The organism is Paenibacillus ihuae, from assembly GCF_001368795.1.
Lineage (GTDB): Bacteria > Bacillota > Bacilli > Paenibacillales > Paenibacillaceae > Paenibacillus_AQ > Paenibacillus_AQ ihuae.
Window position 1 is genome coordinate 3315845 of the sequence record NZ_LN831198.1, and the last position, 18303, is coordinate 3334147.

Sequence of the window (18303 nt, forward strand, 5' to 3'; positions counted from 1 at the left end):
ATCTATTTTTAAAGCCAGCGCATAAACCGCTTATGGGATACTTTGATTTTCCTCTGCTCCGCCCATTCCGTCAGGTCTTTTATGTAATTATCATTTTCAAAACGGAAACAGTTCTTATAAGGCACAAGTACATTTCCCTTAGGTCTTATACCGATGACAGGAACAAAATAACCTTTCACAAATACAGTCTTGATGTCACTGGCTTCAATGATCCGGTCCTTAACTGTAATACTCTCTGGCATCATGACAATTTCGAAAGGCGTTCTGGCTGTAATTGTCCGGTAAATCAAAATCCCTTCAATAACCAGAAATACTGCAATGACTGCAACAACTAAGTATAAAACCCAGCCGAAATTAATCATAAAATAGCACCATAACCCCATATTCAAACTAAATGCCAGCAACAGCGAGATTTCCCAGGGTCTTCTGGCTTTGTATACTGTTCTATTATCCATAATACCTCCTGTCAAAAAATACGCTCCTGATAACTCCAATCATTATACTATAAACTGGTAAAAAACGGACGATACCCACTCTCCTTCAGCGCAATATCATTCAAGATCATCCATAATTTTCGTATTATAATAGCTGTACATTATCAGAAAAGAAGGTGAACATAGTTGGCTCGTGAAGTCCGGACAGTCGTTTTTGATACAGAGCTTACGCTGGAGGCATACCGTTTCGAAGGAATTATGCAGAAATTCCCCAATCATTTTCACGACTATTATGTTATCGGGTATATTGAACAAGGTAAAAGATATCTGCTATGCGGCAATGAGGAATATATCCTGAACAGCGGAGATGTTATCATCTTCAACCCGGAGGACCCCCACTCCTGTGAACAGGTGGATGGAAGAACCCTGGACTACCGCTGCATTAATATCCAGCCGGAGGTCATGGGCCATTATGTACAGGAAATTACGGGCAAGCACTATCTGCCGCGGTTCACACAGGCCGTATTATTCCAGAGTGAGCTTGCTTCGCCGCTGCATGATCTGCACCAGATGCTTCTGGACGAACAGACGGATTTCCAAAAAGAAGAATTGTTCCTGTTCCTGCTCGAGCAGCTGCTGCTGGAATATTCGGACGCCGGTGCATCTGTTCCCGCCCAGGAGCTTACGACGGAAATTAAAATGATCTGCCACTACATAGAGGGTCATTATACTGAAAATATTACGCTGAATCAGCTGACGGAATTGACAGGTCTGAGCAAATATCATCTGCTGCGATTGTTTACTAAGCAAAAGGGCATTTCCCCATACCGTTATCTGGAGACGATTCGTATTAACCAGGCTAAACGGCTGCTGGAGCTCGGGGTTTTGCCGATGGAAGTCGCCCTGCAGACCGGATTCAGTGACCAGAGCCATTTTACTAATTTCTTCAAAAAGCTGATCGGCTTAACTCCCAAGCAGTATCTGCGGATCTTTACACAGCAGGCGGAAGAGAAAACTTCGGAGGTCGCCTCATCATGAATCACGAACGCACTACGGCCACCGGACATGTGCTTGCCTTCCTTACAATCCTGATCTGGGGAACCACCTTTATTTCGACCAAAATATTGCTGTCGGACTTTACTCCGCTTGAAATCCTGTTCTTCCGGTTTATTCTGGGATATTTGGTCTTGTCCCTGCTCCATCCGCACCGGATCCGGACGAATTCCTTCAAAGAGGAAGCTCTGTTTATTGCCGCCGGGCTATGCGGAGTTACTTTGTATTTTCTGATTGAGAATATTGCCCTTGTCTACACGCTGGCCTCTAACGTCGGTGTAATTGTGTCGATTGCTCCGTTTCTAACCGCGGTGATCGTCCACTTCTGCTTACAGGAAGAACGTTTAACCCCCTCATTCATCACAGGCTTTCTGATTGCGCTGAGCGGGATTGTCTGCATCTTCCTGAACGGAAGTTTCCGTGTAGAGCTGAATCCGCTCGGCGATCTGCTGGCCTTACTGGCCCCTGTCGTCTGGGCAATATATTCAGTATTGATGCGCAAAATCAGTGCACTGCAGTATAACACTATCGGCGTAACCCGCAGAGTGTTTTTCTATGGTCTGCTCGGAATGCTGCCTGCTTTACCGCTGATGGATTTCCAGTTCAGCCTGAGCAGATTATACGATGCTGCCAATCTTATGAATCTTGTGTACTTGGGGTTGGGAGCTTCAGCGTTATGCTTCGTGACTTGGAACCGTGCTGTCGGCATTTTGGGGGCGGTCAGAACAAGCGTGTATATCTATCTTGTTCCGGTCATTACTGTAGCGGCCGCTGCGCTATTTCTGCATGAAAAGCTCACTTGGGCCATCCTGATCGGCACCCTGCTCACCTTAAGCGGATCCTATATCTCTGAGCGCAAACCAAAAACGACCCCTGGCAAGGAGATCGCTGTACAAGAATGATATTAATTCAGCCGGTGCCGCATAATATGTCAGGCCGTACTATGTAAGGTCCGGGCAAACCCAAGCTCCGGCAAGAGCTTTACATAGAACGGCAAGGCTTGTCCCAAATTGGTCATACATCCTCTCCCCATCCCAAAGATCCGGTTCCCTCCTCCTATAGTAAGGATTTCACAACTCCATCAACAGTTCTAATCTTCCCGATTCTCGAAAAAAGATTAACACATCTATTCATGCTCTTTCTGCCGCGCAAGTGCTCGCCTTAGCAGCTGCAGTATTAAACACGCAGAAAAATCACTTTACAAATTTTAGGATATGGGTTATTTTAACATTAAGTATTGATTAAATGTTCCGAGTAATCAATGAATATTCAATATTCACATAATAGGGAATACGGAGGTCGTGATGAAAGAGAACTTACATGAACTGCTGCTAAAAAATATCCGCTTCGCTTATAACGAAGCTCTGGAATTTATTGTTGCAATGGGCATGCTGGCCTGTGAAGAACAGCTTCAGGCCATGGCTGAAGACTACAAGCTTGAAATGGACCCGCTAGCCGTGCAATTTCATGAAGATGCAGGCACACGCGTGTCGCCTCACACCTACCGGGAATTGCAGTTTTTTTTCAACTATAACTTTTTCCATAAGGCACTGGATTTTGGTTTCTATGAATCTATCTGTACCCATCCTGAGCCGCAATCGGCTGAAGCCTGGATAACACAGCTGGAGTTAATCCCAGCCGGAAAGATTATCGCAGAAATGGTGTATGGGGTGTACCAAGACAAATTGGATGAATTCCTGAATGGAGAGGATTGGGAAATTGTCAAACAGGATCTCTCCCAACTGACCAGGCTAGTCCGCAATACGGTTCCGCACAAAGAGGTCATTCACGCCCAGGCGCCGCTGCTGGAATGTCTGGACTATCCGGAAGAATGCAAGCTGCGGTATATGCAGCTTCTACGCCAATTCTACAACGATGTATTTATCCACTGGAAAGATAAACTGAAAGAGAGGTCTGAGGAGGGGTCAGCGCATTATGAGGCTATGTTTCTTGCTGAACCCGAGCGGTTCATCCGGGATATCCACAAAAACGACCCGATGCTATTTACATATATCCCTACAACCTTTCACGTCAGTCTGATATCGCAGGTAGGTAACCATTATCTCAACTTCGTGAAGGAAACGGGATACGTGGGTTGGGTAATTTTCGGGATTCATAACGAGCGTGTATTCGGGCCTGCCGCTGACCGGGAGCGGACCGAACTATTCCTCAAAGCATTCTCGGATAAGCGCCGGCTGGACATCCTGCTGCTGCTGAAGAAACGTCCCCACTACGGGCAGGAGATCGCTTCTGCCCTTGGCATTACTCCCGCTGCCGTTAATTATCATACCAACTTTCTGTTCTTCCTGGACCTCGTTTCCATTAAGCGTGAGGATCACCGTTTATATTACCATCTTAATCGTGACCGGTTACAGGAGTTAGTGGCCTTGATGACAAAAGTGATGCTGGATGAGAACTAAGTTCAGCATATTATTGAGGATTGTATATTGGATCAGGGAGGGTCTCAATTGAAGAGATCAGCAGCTTCCGGCACTTTTATCCGCTTACTGAAGCTTGGCAAACCGTATATTGGCTGGTACATTGTCTTATGCTTGATTGCTGCAGTCATTTCGCTGACAACAGTCGGCGTCGCTGAAGCTTTACGGCGGATTATCAATGCGGCTTCAGATCAGAATATGTCGGGCCTTACATCAGCGGCAATATTCGCCCTATCGATCGTATTTGTTGATGTCGTATGTAATTTTCTGAAGAGCTATCTGTCTGCAGTACTTGAATATAAATCCACTTCCAGACTTCAGCTAACCTTGCTGGATAAGCTGTTGAACGTACAGATGAAGGAAATGGACCGCTATCATTCCGCTGATCTCATCAGCCGGATTAATGATTCTGCACCTGCTGCCCAGCAGGGCATCAACCTGAAGACTATAGAGCTGTTCAGCAATCTGCTGCAGATTGTTTTCATGCTTACCTATCTGCTGTCGCTTCAATTGTCCCTTACACTGGGTCTGCTGCTCATTTGTGCGCTGCTGCCGCTTGTGATGCTGCCCTTTACTCCGCGGATACGTTCTCTGCATCAGAAAAGACAGGAGATTGAAACCGCCCAGCAGAGCTTTATTCAAGATTCCGTGCAGGGGGCTGAGGTTGTCCGCGTTTTCTCTCTCGCCCCATCACTGCAGCAGCAATTTATGGCGCGGGTCAAGCAATATATCAATCTGCATATCCCTGTCACCCGTCTGGAAGCCGTGGGCTACAATATGAACTTTACCGTTATCCTGGGCGGACTTCTGTTCGTGCTCTCCTATGGAGGTTATCTGGTTATCGGGGGACGGCTGGATGTGGGGGCAGTTGCAGCATTTCTGATTAGCTTCGAACAAATCACGAATCCTGTATCTAAGCTGTCGAATCTCTGGACGGAACTACAATCTTCGCTTGCTCAAGGTAAACGGATGTTTGAAGTGCTTGAGCTGCAGAACGAAAGTACAGAACTGGCTGGCAAAGCGGAGAATCATTTCAATGATAAGCAGGAAAACTTCTATCCAGCGGATAGCGAAACACAGATCATTTCTTTTAACAACGTAAGTTTCAGCTATGGCAGCACTCCTGCGCTACAGAATGTGCATCTGGCCATTGAACCCGGAAAAGTAACTGCACTGGCTGGACCAAGCGGAAGCGGCAAAAGCACCCTGCTCCACCTGCTGTTAGCCGAATACGAACCTGATCATGGCAGCATTCACTGCGGTTCAGTGCCGCTCGGAAGTATACCTCCACAGGTCTGGCGCAGAAAGTTGGCTTACGTCTCCCAGGAGCCTTATCTCTTCTCAGGTACGCTGTACGATAACATTGCCTGGGGCAAATCCGGGGCCACATTTGAAGAAGTCATTCAAGCTGCGCAGGATGCAGGAATCCATGAGTTTATTATGAGTACCCCGCGGCAATATGAGACTTCCATCGGCGAACGGGGAATCACCTTGTCCGGCGGCGAACGACAGCGGTTATCCATTGCCAGAGCTTTTATCCGTGAACCGAAGCTGCTCCTGCTGGATGAACCTACGGCAGCGCTTGACAGCCACAGTGAGATGATAATACAGCAGGCGCTGCAGAAGTTAATGGCTGGCCGGACAACGGTGGTAATAGCCCATAGACTGTCTACAATCCGCGATGCAGACCGTATTTATTTCATGGAGGCAGGTTCTGTTATGGAGGAAGGAACACATTTCGAGCTAATGGCGCTGGAAGCAAAATATTATACCATGGTGCAGGCTGTCTATAGAACAGACAACATCGCCGTGTTAACCGGAGGGATTTAGAATGAAAGCCACAGAACATACAGGTTTACCGCTGAGAGTAGCCTTCCGCCGGTTAATGACATATGCTAAGCCCTACCGGATTGGCCTGATTGCCGCCACCCTCCTGCTTGCTGCCAAACTGGTCATGGACATCGGTCTCGCTGCCATTCAGCAATTATTCATTGATACTATCAACAGCTCAGATATGGATTCACTCACACGGCTGACAGTCATCTGTGCCATCGTCTGTGCCTTCATCATTGTTTGTCTGATGCTGCAGCATTATTACCGATTTGTGGTGCAGAGCCGGATGTCCTGGGATCTCCGTGCCAGCCTGTTCGATAAAACCCACCGGCTGCCGTTCCGGTTGCTGCAATCCATGCATTCAGGAGATTTAACCTCACGCAACACCAAGGACGCGGAAGCCGCCATGAGTATGGTCAGCAGCATCCTTTACGATTCGAATTACAATCTGCTTTTATGTTTCGTTTCCTTCTTTTATCTGGCGGCGATGGACGTCTGGCTCGCACTTCTCGCCCTTGGCTCAGGACCTGTAGTCTTTCTCTCCAGCCGCTTTTTTGACCGTAATCTGCGCAGATTATCAACTCAAATCTATACCGCTGAGTCGGAGCTGCGCGGGATTCTTCAGGAAATATTCCAGGGCATGAAGATTGTCCGGGCATTTTCCCTGGAGCAGATGCTGTCAGACAAATATGCCGCTGAGCGGGTGAAGCTGAACCGGCTGCTGCTGCAGAGAGCACTGCTAACCAGCCTGTTATGGAACAGCGCGGCTTTTATTAACAATTTCGTAATGGTGGTTTGCGCCGGTTTAATTGCCTATTCCGCGCTAAAAGGCGGAACTACGGCCGGTGAAGTGCTTGCCTTCATCATTCTCATGGGACGTGTCCAGTGGCCGTTTGTATACATGTCCCAGACCTGGGGCGGTGTACAGCAGGCCTTAGGCGCGGCAGACCGTGTTTTCGCAGTCCTTGATGCACCGGCTGAAGACAGTTGGCAGTGCATGCCGAACCCTTTGCCTGAAGCCATTGATCCGGAGGACTTTGCCGCACTATCCATTCAAAATTTGAAATACGGCTATTCAGCAATTCAAGAGAACAAAGCTGCTCTCTTCACAGAAATAAATATCCGGGTTATGCATGGCGAAACGGTTGCTTTAGTCGGCCCAAGCGGCTCGGGAAAAACCACCCTGGTCCGGTTATGCTGCGGCCTATATGAGCCGGATGCAGGCTCCATTTCAGTCTATGGCAAATCCGTGCATAAACAGCTGAGCGAAATGCGCAGCATGATTACTTATGTGCCGCAATCCCCTTACTTGTTCTCCGGGACAATCAGGGACAATATCGCATTCAGCAATGCTGCTGCCAGTGAAGAAGAAATACGGGAAGCGGCACGTCTTGCAGGCGCAGAGGAATTCATTGCCAAATTGCCAGATGGATATAACACGTTCATCGGTGAACATGGTTCATCCTTATCCGGAGAGCAGCGGCAGCGGCTAGCCATTGCCAGAGCTTTTTTGCGGGATGCGCCATTGCTCTTATTGGATGAAGCTACCTCGGCGTTAGACAATGAGTCCGAACAATTAATTCAGCAGTCGCTGGATTTACTAATGAAGAACCGGACCACCCTGGTAATCGCGCACAGATTATCCACCGTACAAAGCGCCTCCAGAATAATCGTACTGGACAAGGGGGTCATCGTAGAAGAAGGGACTCATGACAGTCTGCTCCTTAACAAAGGGCTGTATGCTGAATTATACCATCTTCAATTTAGAGCATCTGAAGTAGAAACGCCTCATTAATATATTCTCACTTTTTTCTGTAACATGACTTCAGCACTTGTAATATAGCCACTTGCTTGGTATGTATTCAGCGCCGGATTGTTAGTATTGCCGGTTAGAATCTTAACACTGGTGACACCTTGACAGCATAGCTCCTGTTCTAAAAAAGCTATCAGCGCTGTCGCAGCCCCTTTCCTTCGGGCAGCTTCTGATACATACATTTCAGTAATCTCCCCATATGGATCGGGATAACAGAAAGACCTGTAGCTCTGTGCGCACCCAAATGCTACAACTTCATCCAGCATTAGAGCTACAGCGACCAATTCCTGATTGCTCCTTAAGCTTGCTTTTATATCCTGACCTTGCCGCGGCTCCCCGCCGTTAAACTCAAAGTTTAGCCTGGCCAGGTCTTCGGCATCGTCAACTGTGGCCCGTCTCACTACAATTGTCACATCTGTCAACCTTTCTCAGCATTATTTCCGGTATATCAGCTCTCTTAGCTCCTCATGAATCGATGCCGGGATCTCATAGCCCTGCCCGCTATCTTCAGTATCGACTAACAGGCCTCTAATCCCCTTTTGACCGGAATCAGAAATATTCAAGACATAAGTCTTCTGACTGTCATCTTTATAGGACACATGCATCAGAAAATAAGTCCCGTAATCCAATTCCCCGCTCATTTTGACCGACTTATCGATGGCATTAACGAAGGTTCTGATTTCATCTGCACCGGTAAACGTTGTCTCTGTGAAGGGTACAGTTGACTGCTGATCGACGGTGCATAAATCTACACACTCCAGCCGCACCTTATCCACCTCTGTCACTTTAGGTTCACTACAGCCCACAATTCCAAATAACAGCATACACGAGAGCAGAAACATCCATATTCGCAACATAGTTCCTCCTTATCTTGAGGTCTGGCAGTTACCTTCCCTATATTTCAACAATAACAAGAAAAAGCCTGCGAACTCAACCTCCTAGTACAGGGATTAAGTCTGCAGGCTCTATTTATTCTACCATACGGAACGTGAAGTTATTATTTAACTTCAGTTGCTCCAGTCACTTTACCTTCCATAACAGCGGATGCTTGTACATCTGCATTTGCAAAGTACAGGTTTCCGTCAATTGTAGCGTCTTTATACAGGTTGAAGCCGTTAGCTTCTACGTAAACGTCACCTTTGATCGTTCCGCCTTGCACTCTGAAGTTTTCACTTTGTACAGTCACTTTAGGTGCAGTAAGGGTGTAGCTTGCTGTAACATTGTGGTCAGCATCCTGGGCATACAGGGCAAGCTTACGGTAAATTGCATTTTCGGCAGCGCCTTTATCATGGAATTCACCGGCTACAACAACATCTTGATCTATTGTCAGGTCATTAAGAATTGCTACGATCCAGGTACCTTCTGCGCTTACTGCTTTAAGGAATGGATCTTGTTCTTTAACAATGGATGCTGTAGATACTGCATCTGTCTGTGCAGCAGCTGTAGGAGCAGTTGTAGCTGTAGCAGCCGCTTCATTACCTTCATTGTTATTATTCGAACCGCAACCCGACAACAATGCAGCAGAAATACCGGCAACCAGCAAAACTTTAACAAATTTCATTTTTAAATCCCCCTATTTCTTTTTAATAACTATATTATATATTAAAATTTGAAAAATATCACGTGATATTTTTCACAAAATTGTGTCGCTACATGAAAGTGCAAAAAACGGCTTCTAACAATTTATCAGAAAAAATAAAGACACTGCAGAATGCCAGCGTCTTTATGGTTCCGCTATTTCTTTGCTGTTACCAGAATAGCAACAATTTTATGGTCATTACCGTGCATATCGGTGAACTCATATACTTTGTCCGCTAATTCAACTTCGCTGAACTCAGCAAACAGGGTCTCCAGTTCTTCACGCGTAGTGTAATAATGCGGAATATCTTCCTCGCCGGGTCTTCCCCCAACAAATGTATTGCTGTCGATCTCCTCACCAATCCCGTAAGTGGGATCTTCAGTCGTCACAAAATCAGTTACTACCGTTCCGCCTTTCTTGAGTACACGATGTATCTCATGGATTCCTTGCCGGATGTCTTCCCTGACTCCGTGCCCTTGAACCCATATACATAACACACCGTCAAACCTCTGATCCTCCAAAGTCATCGCGTACATATTCTGCACACTGTATTCCACATCATAGGTTCCATATTGTTCCACAAGCTGTCTGGTTAGCTCCACACCTGTAGGTGAGAGATCGCTTGCATGTATATGAAAGCCCTGATCAGCCAAAAAAAGCGTATGCCGGCCTGTGCCGCAGCCCAAATCCAGAATAGAGGTACAGCCGTTGTCTGTAAATCGCTTCGCAGCCTCCACTACGGTATCTAATACTTCAATTTGCGTTTTTCCCTGCTCCACATAAATTGCTTCCCAGCTGCCATTTTTCATAAGCTATGATCTCCTTTCCTCAGTGTAAAATATCCATCCAGAGCTAAATATACCATTTATCCGTTCGGACTGACGCCTAGTTAAGTCACACATGAGACATTTTAGCCATCTGAACATTGTTCGTCTTCTCCCTTCAAAAGACTTTGAATTTATGGCGCATTTTCGCTTTTTCACATGCGGGCTGGTACACTATTTATCAGATATGTACAATGAAACGAAAGATACAGCAATACAACGGCATAGGAAAGGAATTCCGCAATGAATACATCTCAACTGTACGCAGCACTTGCGCCGCAGAATTTACGCAGCTGTCTGATCAGCCGGGAAGGCCGGCTTATTTATCAACATTATAGAGAGTCTCACACTGTAACCCAGATTGCCAAAATCAACTCCTGCACCAAAAGCATTCTGTCCGCGCTGATCTGCATCGCTATCGGACAAGACTTGCTTCCGCAGCCTTCTGCTCCGCTGTCGCAATTTTATCCCCAGCTTCAGCTGGATGCGGATAAGCGCAAGGCAGCCATCACCCTGGAGCAATTATTAACGATGTCCGCAGGGTTCAACTGGACGGAATTTGGCGGGCAGAACTCTTTTCCCCGGATGACCCGGTCGGAGAACTGGACGGATTACGTGCTGCAGCAGAAGCTGTCGCATAATCCCGGTGAGCATATGGAATACAATTCCGGTGTCTCCCAGCTGCTGTCGGCTATTCTGGTACAAGGAACAGGGATGCCCACTGCCCGGTTTGCCGAGTTATACCTGTTCGGTCCGCTTGGGATTGAACAATATGAGTGGGAGCAGGATCCGCAAGGGATTCATACCGGAGGATTCGGGCTTCGCCTGCGGCCGTCCGATCTGCTGACGTTTGGCCAGCTCTACTTGCAGCAAGGGAATTGGGCGGACCAGCAGCTAATCCCTTCCGATCTGATTACCCGCTCCACGCAAACCGCCATGCAGGGGGAAGCGCCCCGGCGCGGCGGCTACGGCTGGCATTGGTGGACAGACAGCTATGCTATGGCAGCAAACGTTACCCATGGATCTGTATTACACTATTATTACGCCAGAGGGTATGGTGGGCAATTTGTTTATGTACTTCCTGCCCTTGAGACCGTTGTTGTTCTAACACAAGATCACCAGGGCAAGCAGAAGAAACCTCCTGTAGATGTGTTCCGCGAATGGATCGCTCCGCTGCTCGTTGAATAAGCCCTCTGAGAAAGACCTTGCCCCCTAATATTCAGCTAGAAAATGCATAAGTCCCCGTCTACCTTATAAACCTAGGTAACGGGGACTTATGTGTCCAATCCAATATTCAATTCAATCATTTCCTCCAGCAACAATCCATATCCCTGACATGGTAATTGTTAATTCATATTCGGCATTTCCCGTTCGCTCCGTAATCGGAGTATTGCTCCATGTCCTGCATATGGGATGAGTTCCCCGCGTACACGATTACACGAAAAACGTTTTCACGGACGTTTTTCCTACTGTGTCAACCGTAGTTGTACGCTTCGCTAACCTGCTTCAACGGAATCACGCTCCTTCGACTGCAAGATGTGTCTTGCCTGAAAAGCTTGTTCCTTGTTCATGGTTTCTTTGGGAATCTCTCCTTCCTTCAATTAATCACCGATAAGTAAGCTTCTAAAAACATGTGTTGCAGCTACTTGTTGGTGATGACACTATCTTAGCGCATAATCGCTGAATTTTAAACTTTCATAATTTTTCATATTTTGTCGTATTTCCTGGAAAAGCCTATTCCCAGAGATCTGGCCGCCATAACCTAAGAATTGCTCCTTTTTTTGTGGTTTTACGTGCAGTTTACAATGTAAAAAAAATATTAAGCCGCAAATGGTGCCGCTATTATTCTAGCCATAACATGGTTATGTCAGCTTGAATTTTTCTCTCTGCCCTTTAAAATCCCTTCTGGTTTAACCATGCCGACACGCTCTCTTCCCTGGCTCTGCGGTCCTGGTTAGCCTGTCTGGGTCCGAACCGGTATTCGGCTGCAATCCTGCCATCCTGCATGTACAGCACCCGTTCAGCAAAGGCAGCAACCCTTGCATCATGCGTAGCGAGCAGGATTGTGGTTCCTGCCTGGTTAATCTCCGCCAGTATATCCATGATTTCTGCAGCGGATTTTGAGTTGAGCGCGCCGGTGGGTTCATCCCCGAACAGAATATCCGGCTGGTTGATCAGCGCTCTGCAGATCGCAGCCCGCTGCAATTGCCCGCCCGAAACCTCCGTAATTCCGCGCTCTGCAAGAGTGGCGATTCCGGTTTTTCTCATCAGCTCTGCGGCCCGCACATTAATGGCGCTGCGACTGCTGGCTTTGGCACGGTAGGCCGGCAGAATGATATTATCGCGGAGGTTCAGGTTTTTCAACAGATGCATCTGTTGAAAAACAAACCCCATTCTGCGCAGCCGCAGCCCGGCTAATTGCTCTTCGGATAAGCGCCCTAGTTCCTGCCCGTTAAAAATAACCGTTCCCTCAGTCGCGCGGTCCATCCCGCTGACCGTATGCAGTAAGGTTGATTTACCGGAGCCTGAGGGTCCCATCAGCGCAATAAATTCGCCTTGTCCAATCTGCAGGTCGATCCCCTGCAAAACCTGCTGCCGGAGCTGCCGGCCGTTTTCATAGGCTTTGCTAAGCTTTTTTGTCTCCAGAATATGCATTCTGCCACTCCCCCTAATCGGTGATTCCTTTAACTATGCTGGATCTCTTGATTAATCTGGTCACTCCTAGGGTCGTAATCCCAGCGATCAGGAAAAAGACAAAGGGCAGAAACAGATATGCTGCTGCCGGATGGATCACAAGCTGAATCCGCGGGGCTCCCATTAGTGCAGCAGGAACCCGGACCAGGCTTTGCCCGAGGGTGCCAGCGGCAGCAGCGCCGGTTATAATACCTAATCCGGTGACAGGCAGCATCCTCATCATATATTGGAATGTAATATCCTTTAAGGTAAAGCCGATACTGCGCATCAGCGCAATCTGCGCCACATCCTTGGCCAGCAGCATGTTCATAAATAACGAAGTGATCAGCACCAGAATAGAAACAGACACAGCTAGGGCGAGCAGTATAACTATTTTCAGCTGCTTAACTGTATTGCCTAAAGTCTGTTCCAGATACCCTTCAAGCCGGGTAATCTTAGCGGGATGAAACCGCTCTGCATATTGCTCTATCTTTTCCTCAAGCGGAACACCAGGCTTCACATCTGCTGCTACAACGAACCACATTACAGACATAGGATCATAGGCAATCTGCGCTTTGGCCGTCCGGCCTCCATTTGTAATATCCTGATAAATTCCACTGACCTTCAGCTCCTCTTCCGTGCCGTTAACCTTCAGAAGCAAGGTGTCACCAACCTTCCGGCCCAGTTCCCTGGCATTCAGAGCCGAAAGGGCTATTTCACTCCGGCCCGCCGGGGCAGCTCCGCTTGTATAGGACAACGGAAAAGTGGTGAAGTCGCCCGTTTCCACATTCATATTCTCCCACACCCCGTCGCTGTCCAGCACCTTAAACCGGCTGGTGACGAGCGGCGAGAATGAGGCAATATCGGGGTCATTGCCGATGTCGGCTACCATCTGCTCGAACCGCTGCAGTGTATCCCCATTTTGCTGGAGATCTATCCGGATATCGCTTTGTCCGACACCGAGATAAGAGATAAAGCGCGGCGACTCCAGGGTACTCAGTATATTTACCGGGACAGCAATAATGAACAGACAGACGGCAACAACAATAATCAGCAGTAAGAACATTCTAAAGCGGACGTACACATCTTTCAGGCCCAGAAAAACATTGGTATGTATCCACTTCCGGTTACTTAGCAGGAACAGTTTGGGTAGTGACTTTGAGCCTTGTGCCGTTCCTGAGCGTAAAGCCTCCACAGCGGAGATCACCTTAAATCTGCGCAGGACGAGCCGGCAAAAGCTTACAATAATTCCGCAGTTCACAGCAGCCGCCAGAACGGGAACGATCTGCTGCAGCAGACTGGCTGGAGCAGCGCCCAGATACAGCGAAATGTTTGCGGTAAACAACCTTACCAATCCCAAAGACAATGCATACCCGGCAGCTGAAGCGGTTACGGCCAGCACGACATATTTGGCCAGGTACAGCCTGCGGATTTCCTTCTGTGCAATCCCGATCGCTTTCATTACACCGATCTCCCGGTAATCCTCCTCGATCGCTGCTAGCATCGTAAATCTCAGGCACAGCATAGCGATTACCATCAGCAGCAAGCTTACCAGAATGATTACAGCTGCAATCACACCGTCCGTTAAGGCGTTTAGTGTCTTAATTAAAGAGTAATCGATAGATGGACCTTTCTGTGGCAGCCCGGAGTTCTGATAAGCATTGCGGAACTCGCTGAGACGGCTGAGGTCCTTCAGTTGAAATTCGATCAGCGTCTCGGTTTCGCCGAGATTCTGTCTCAGTGCTGTATAATCCGCACCGCTGACCACAAAACGTTTAGAGCTGACGATATTTGGGTTCATCTGCGGATCACGGACAAAATCGGTAATCCTGAACTTTCGCATGAATTTCCCGTCTGACACCGTGACGGTATCTCCGAGGTTCAGATTGTTCTGGAGCTTGTAATAGATCGGAACGGCGACCTCTCCCCGTGATACGGTGATAATCTGATTATGTAAATTCAACAGCAGATCAAACTCACGGTTCTGAATAACAAATCCTATATCCATAACACTTACAGCTTCTGACGTTGTACTGTCCCCCAGAGTAACATCCGAGCCGTCGATATTAAGCATTTCCACCGTCTGCTGAGCCTTTACAAGCCGGTTCTCCGCTGCAAAGTTCCTGATTTCACGGTCATCTACAGTACCTGAATGCATCTGGACAAAATGTGGAGCCCTGGACACCACCAGCAGATGATTAAGGGACCCGGTCAATTCTCCAATAATATGAGCAGCACTGGAAGCAAGCAAAGCCGACAGCATGATAAAAATAAACAAACCGGCTGTTATACTTTTCTTTCGCAGTACATCCTTTTTTAACATCCGCAGCAGCATCTGGCGCTCTACTCCCTTCACTTTCTATAGTGATGATCTTCAAGTCTCCGGATTGATTGCAGCCCTGGTATCAGCAGTGCTGTGAGCATTAGCAGCATGCCGGAGATCAGAATCAGGAGGCCGGTTCCCCGCCCTTCACCCGTCCCGATCACCTGTCCTACCGAAGAAGCAAGTCTGCCTCCTTCGATCAGCAGCGGGTTAAAAACATCATCCGCCAGTACACCAGCCAAAACATATGCAGCCACGTATCCAAGCTGTGAGAGGAGGCCGATCAGCCCCCAGGCTCTTCCCTGCGCCTCATTAGCAATGTTCGTACGGATCAGTACGTCGGCACTGGCATTCACAAACGGAAGCGCCGCGAAAAATAGAAATCCGGCACCCGTAATCCAGTACACATTCGTTGTCACCCCCACCATCGCGAAGAAGAATCCGGCACCGCCTAAGCTTGCGGTCAGTATTGTAAAATACTTCCCCTTAATCCGGAAGATGCCGATAATGAAACTGCCGGCCAGCATGCCTACCGCACTGATGGATTCAATCGTACCGAGCGTCTGTGCATCCGTGAACGGGAGCAGCAGCGGCGTAAACAGCGTCTGCAGAAAGCCGATAAAAAAAGTTACAAGGGACAGCAAAGCCGTAAGCTGCATAACCCCCCTGGACGATCCAACAATTTGCCAGCCTATTTTGAGATCCTCCGCGAAGGACTGACGGGCTGGAGCAGAAGGTTCCGCCTTTAGATTTTTTTTCACAGCAAGTAAAGCCAGCACCGTGATCAGAAACGTCAAAATATCGATCAGCAGAATAGCCTTGATGTCCATGATACGCAGTAAAAAGCCAGCAATAAGCGGGGACAGCAAATATTTCGAGGAGGCGGCAAGCTGCATCAGACCGCTGGCTTTGGCAAATTGATCTTCGGTCAGAAGATCCGAGATTGACGCTTTGTAGGCCGGCTCCAGCAGGGACGCGAACACAGAGCTGAAGGTAATTCCAACATATATTTGCCAAAGAGAAGGCTCACCGAGCACCATAACCGCCAGAATGAACACGAGTCCAAAAGCGGAGCAGACGTCCCCGATCAACATCATCAGCCTGCGGTCAAACCGGTCAGCCAGCACACCGCCGGCAGGACCGAGCAGAATTGCCGGGAGGAAAGCACACAGGGAGAGAAGGGCAACACTTTCCGCCGTCTGCGTAAGCTGATATACATACACCCCCAGAGCAAATGCCGTCAGACCGCTTCCGATGCTGGACACCCACTCGCCGATCCATATCACTATAAAGCTGCCAAACGACTTCCGGCTTCTGTTCCCCATTCCCGTCCCCCTGCTGACTGCTCAGTCTTCTGCCGGCTGCTCAAACATCTGCATTACATAACCTAAGCTGCCTTGCTGTGCACCCAGCATAAGCTCCATCGTATGGATAAAAGCTTGTATTTTACGCATAAGCTCCTCAGGCTGCCATTTGAAAATCCCTTCGTCAAACAGGAACTGTGAAGCTGTCAGCAGAAATTCCACCGACTCCTGCGGATACGGGGTATGAAACACTTTCTCCTCTATGCCTTGCTCAATCACGCCGGTCAATACAGGCGTCAGCCGTAAAATGGTTTCAGCTAAGCTTCTTTGGTGAAGCAGCGCATTCTCGGACTGGTGAAACTGCTCAATCAGCTGCTCCTTAGAGGCTGAATCCGGCTTCTGGGCCATGATGATCTGCAAAAGCTTCTCGTGGACAGTCAGGTCTGGGCGCGCGGCTATCCTTCCGGCTGCAGTAACTGCGGTATCGATATAGCGCATTACAACTGCATCCATGACCTCCTCCTTCGATTTAAAGTAATAATAGAAAGTTCCTTTCGCTATACCAACAGCCTGAAGAAGATCATTTACGGTCGTTTTGGCGTACCCTTTACTGAAAAACAGCATTTCTGCCGTATCTAAAATTTCATTTTTGCGTTCTTCCGGTTCTTTGGATATTCTCATGGTTCTTTCCTCCAATTCATAGACCGACCGTCGGTCTATTCCAATTATAGGGATTTATAGCTCCTTGTCAACGCCTCTTTTAAGCAAAATGCAAAAAACACCGTCTGCTTAAGCTGCGCTGGACGATGTTTTCACTATCAACTATAGATTTGCTTACTTAAACCACGCTTGCCTGACAGCTCCCGAAGGGTTCTAGTCCACCATCGCTATCCCCGGAGCAGCATTCAGCTTCTTACGTCGCCGCAAATTGTAAACCAGGTAAATACCATACACCAGATATAAAAGGTTTAAGATAACAACGGCCAGGAGTTCTTTGTCCGGATTCTCCTTTGTCATAAACGCTAAGGCATCATACACAAAATGAAAAGCAATCAGCGGAATAATATTTCCCGTTGTTTCAATCAGCAGGGCGAGAATACAGCCGAGCAGCAGCGCATTGATAACCTGCATCAGAACATGTGAAAGATCGTTTCCGTTTAAAGCATTCGACATATGTAAGATTCCAAAGAAGATCGACGAAAACACGATGTAGAATACAGGGCCTTTGAACTTTAGCTTGTCTCTGATAATGCCTCTGAATACCGATTCCTCCGTAAAACCAACCAGCAGAGTGAACACCAGGTAGAACAATACCTCGGCTGTGGTCAGCTTCACGTTTAAACCTCCTATAAACGGCTGAACCAGGGCAATGATAAGTAGGGGCAGGTAGTAGAGTGCATCTTTGGAGGAGGCTCTCTCGAGCGGCTTGAACCCGAACTGGGCTAAGCTCCTGCTGCCTCGGGTCATGTACACGGTAACGATCACAGCCATGACGAGAAAGGCTCCGGCCTGGGCAACTAATATCCCGTCGTCACTTAATTCCATAATGCTTGCGGCTGCCGAAGCTATGGAAATCAATAACGTCAGCAGGATACCGAGCATAAGCGAGAATATAACGGGATGACTCTTTTTACGGATGTTTGTCATTACTACTCTCCTTTAATTCTACTTATTTGCAGAGGTTCATCGTCCCAGACCTGCACTTCAATATACCTTTCCGGACCCTTAGTACCCTCTTTGTTCCAGACCTGAGGCAGACCATATTTATGTATAAGCTGTACCATTTCTTTATATGTATAAATATTTCCGCGATACTCCTTGCCGTCGTCTACCTTCGGACTGAAGGTCGGAAATAAATCACCATACGAAAAGGAAAGAGTATCCGTGTTAAAAGCTGAGATGTGGATTTTCACAGCTGCGCCTTCCTCATACCAGCTGTTCAGCCATTCACATTCGCCAACTACCATGTAATGCGGAACTTTTCTGACCGGCAGCCCGCCTTTGGAGATGAACATCGTTCTGGCCATCT

General features: G+C 47.9%; 16 protein-coding genes and 1 pseudogene. 6 read left to right on the forward strand and 11 right to left on the reverse strand.

All coding sequences use genetic code 11. The features are described 5' to 3' along the window. Positions 1 to 8: 8 nt before the first annotated feature. Positions 9 to 455, reverse strand: a complete 447-nt coding sequence (locus AQR02_RS15220; protein WP_054941207.1) for a hypothetical protein — start codon at positions 453 to 455, stop codon at positions 9 to 11. Between the two features lie 165 nt (positions 456 to 620). On the opposite strand from AQR02_RS15220, the gene AQR02_RS15225 reads away from it, so the two are divergent. The 5 genes from AQR02_RS15225 (at position 621) to AQR02_RS15245 (ending at position 7553) form a co-directional block, all read left to right on the forward strand. Next, positions 621 to 1472, forward strand: coding sequence for an AraC family ligand binding domain-containing protein (locus AQR02_RS15225; RefSeq protein WP_054941208.1), 852 nt, complete (start codon positions 621 to 623; stop codon positions 1470 to 1472). Then, complete coding sequence (locus AQR02_RS15230; protein WP_054941209.1) at positions 1469 to 2389, forward strand: DMT family transporter; 921 nt, start codon at positions 1469 to 1471, stop codon at positions 2387 to 2389. The genes AQR02_RS15225 and AQR02_RS15230 overlap by 4 nt, the downstream gene beginning before the upstream one ends. A gap of 402 nt (positions 2390 to 2791) precedes the next feature. Beyond that, positions 2792 to 3907, forward strand: a complete 1116-nt coding sequence (locus AQR02_RS15235; protein ID WP_054941210.1) for an ArsR/SmtB family transcription factor — start codon at positions 2792 to 2794, stop codon at positions 3905 to 3907. Between the two features lie 48 nt (positions 3908 to 3955). Next, complete coding sequence (locus AQR02_RS15240) at positions 3956 to 5755, forward strand: ABC transporter ATP-binding protein (protein ID WP_054941211.1); 1800 nt, start codon at positions 3956 to 3958, stop codon at positions 5753 to 5755. A 1-nt stretch (position 5756) separates the two neighbouring features. Further along, complete coding sequence (locus AQR02_RS15245; RefSeq protein ID WP_054941212.1) at positions 5757 to 7553, forward strand: ABC transporter ATP-binding protein; 1797 nt, start codon at positions 5757 to 5759, stop codon at positions 7551 to 7553. On the opposite strand, the gene AQR02_RS15250 is transcribed toward AQR02_RS15245, so the two are convergent. The 4 genes from AQR02_RS15250 to AQR02_RS15265 all read right to left on the reverse strand — a co-directional run bounded on the left by AQR02_RS15250 (position 7550) and on the right by AQR02_RS15265 (position 9959). Further along, on the reverse strand, positions 7550 to 7984 hold the full coding sequence (locus AQR02_RS15250; RefSeq protein WP_054942119.1) for a GNAT family N-acetyltransferase: 435 nt from the start codon (positions 7982 to 7984) through the stop codon (positions 7550 to 7552). The two genes, AQR02_RS15245 and AQR02_RS15250, sit on opposite strands and share 4 nt — an antisense overlap. A 21-nt stretch (positions 7985 to 8005) precedes the next feature. After that, positions 8006 to 8428, reverse strand: a complete 423-nt coding sequence (locus tag AQR02_RS15255) for a YhfM domain-containing protein (RefSeq protein WP_148449109.1) — start codon at positions 8426 to 8428, stop codon at positions 8006 to 8008. A 140-nt stretch (positions 8429 to 8568) separates the two neighbouring features. Next, positions 8569 to 9132: a polymer-forming cytoskeletal protein gene (locus tag AQR02_RS15260; RefSeq protein ID WP_054941214.1), complete on the reverse strand. Its 564-nt coding sequence runs from the start codon at positions 9130 to 9132 to the stop codon at positions 8569 to 8571. 173 nt (positions 9133 to 9305) lie between these two features. After that, positions 9306 to 9959: a class I SAM-dependent methyltransferase gene (locus AQR02_RS15265; protein ID WP_054941215.1), complete on the reverse strand. Its 654-nt coding sequence runs from the start codon at positions 9957 to 9959 to the stop codon at positions 9306 to 9308. Between the two features lie 258 nt (positions 9960 to 10217). Here AQR02_RS15265 and AQR02_RS15270 point away from each other — a divergent pair, with 258 nt between their 5' ends. After that, positions 10218 to 11162, forward strand: coding sequence for a serine hydrolase domain-containing protein (locus AQR02_RS15270; protein WP_054941216.1), 945 nt, complete (start codon positions 10218 to 10220; stop codon positions 11160 to 11162). Between the two features lie 705 nt (positions 11163 to 11867). Here the strand turns inward: AQR02_RS15270 and AQR02_RS15275 are convergent. The 6 genes and pseudogenes from AQR02_RS15275 to AQR02_RS15300 all read right to left on the reverse strand — a co-directional run. After that, positions 11868 to 12629 (reverse strand): ABC transporter ATP-binding protein, encoded by a 762-nt coding sequence (locus AQR02_RS15275; RefSeq protein WP_054941217.1) that lies wholly within the window; start codon positions 12627 to 12629, stop codon positions 11868 to 11870. A 13-nt stretch (positions 12630 to 12642) separates the two neighbouring features. Next, on the reverse strand, positions 12643 to 15003 hold the full coding sequence (locus tag AQR02_RS15280; RefSeq protein WP_245237479.1) for an ABC transporter permease: 2361 nt from the start codon (positions 15001 to 15003) through the stop codon (positions 12643 to 12645). Further along, positions 15000 to 16295, reverse strand: coding sequence for an MFS transporter (locus AQR02_RS15285; protein ID WP_054941219.1), 1296 nt, complete (start codon positions 16293 to 16295; stop codon positions 15000 to 15002). The genes AQR02_RS15280 and AQR02_RS15285 overlap by 4 nt, the downstream gene beginning before the upstream one ends. A gap of 21 nt (positions 16296 to 16316) precedes the next feature. Further along, complete coding sequence (locus AQR02_RS15290; protein WP_054941220.1) at positions 16317 to 16955, reverse strand: TetR/AcrR family transcriptional regulator; 639 nt, start codon at positions 16953 to 16955, stop codon at positions 16317 to 16319. 192 nt (positions 16956 to 17147) lie between these two features. Continuing rightward, a complete protein-coding gene (locus AQR02_RS15295; protein ID WP_054941221.1) occupies positions 17148 to 17921 on the reverse strand; it encodes a CPBP family intramembrane glutamic endopeptidase in 774 nt (257 codons plus the stop codon). A 2-nt stretch (positions 17922 to 17923) separates the two neighbouring features. Then, a pseudogene (locus tag AQR02_RS15300) lies at positions 17924 to 18303 on the reverse strand (hypothetical protein); the annotation flags it as partial.

Bases quoted from the DNA above. Each gene is read 5' to 3' on its own strand.
- AQR02_RS15220 (WP_054941207.1), bottom strand. From the start codon at position 455: ATGGATAATAGAACAGTATACAAAGCCAGAAGACCCTGGGAAATCTCG.
- AQR02_RS15230 (WP_054941209.1), top strand. From the start codon at position 1,469: ATGAATCACGAACGCACTACGGCCACCGGACATGTGCTTGCCTTCCTT.
- AQR02_RS15235 (WP_054941210.1), top strand. From the start codon at position 2,792: ATGAAAGAGAACTTACATGAACTGCTGCTAAAAAATATCCGCTTCGCT.
- AQR02_RS15245 (WP_054941212.1), top strand. From the start codon at position 5,757: ATGAAAGCCACAGAACATACAGGTTTACCGCTGAGAGTAGCCTTCCGC.
- AQR02_RS15255 (WP_148449109.1), bottom strand. From the start codon at position 8,428: ATGTTGCGAATATGGATGTTTCTGCTCTCGTGTATGCTGTTATTTGGA.
- AQR02_RS15260 (WP_054941214.1), bottom strand. From the start codon at position 9,132: ATGAAATTTGTTAAAGTTTTGCTGGTTGCCGGTATTTCTGCTGCATTG.
- AQR02_RS15265 (WP_054941215.1), bottom strand. From the start codon at position 9,959: ATGAAAAATGGCAGCTGGGAAGCAATTTATGTGGAGCAGGGAAAAACG.
- AQR02_RS15270 (WP_054941216.1), top strand. From the start codon at position 10,218: ATGAATACATCTCAACTGTACGCAGCACTTGCGCCGCAGAATTTACGC.
- AQR02_RS15275 (WP_054941217.1), bottom strand. From the start codon at position 12,629: ATGCATATTCTGGAGACAAAAAAGCTTAGCAAAGCCTATGAAAACGGC.
- AQR02_RS15285 (WP_054941219.1), bottom strand. From the start codon at position 16,295: ATGGGGAACAGAAGCCGGAAGTCGTTTGGCAGCTTTATAGTGATATGG.
- AQR02_RS15290 (WP_054941220.1), bottom strand. From the start codon at position 16,955: ATGAGAATATCCAAAGAACCGGAAGAACGCAAAAATGAAATTTTAGAT.
- AQR02_RS15295 (WP_054941221.1), bottom strand. From the start codon at position 17,921: ATGACAAACATCCGTAAAAAGAGTCATCCCGTTATATTCTCGCTTATG.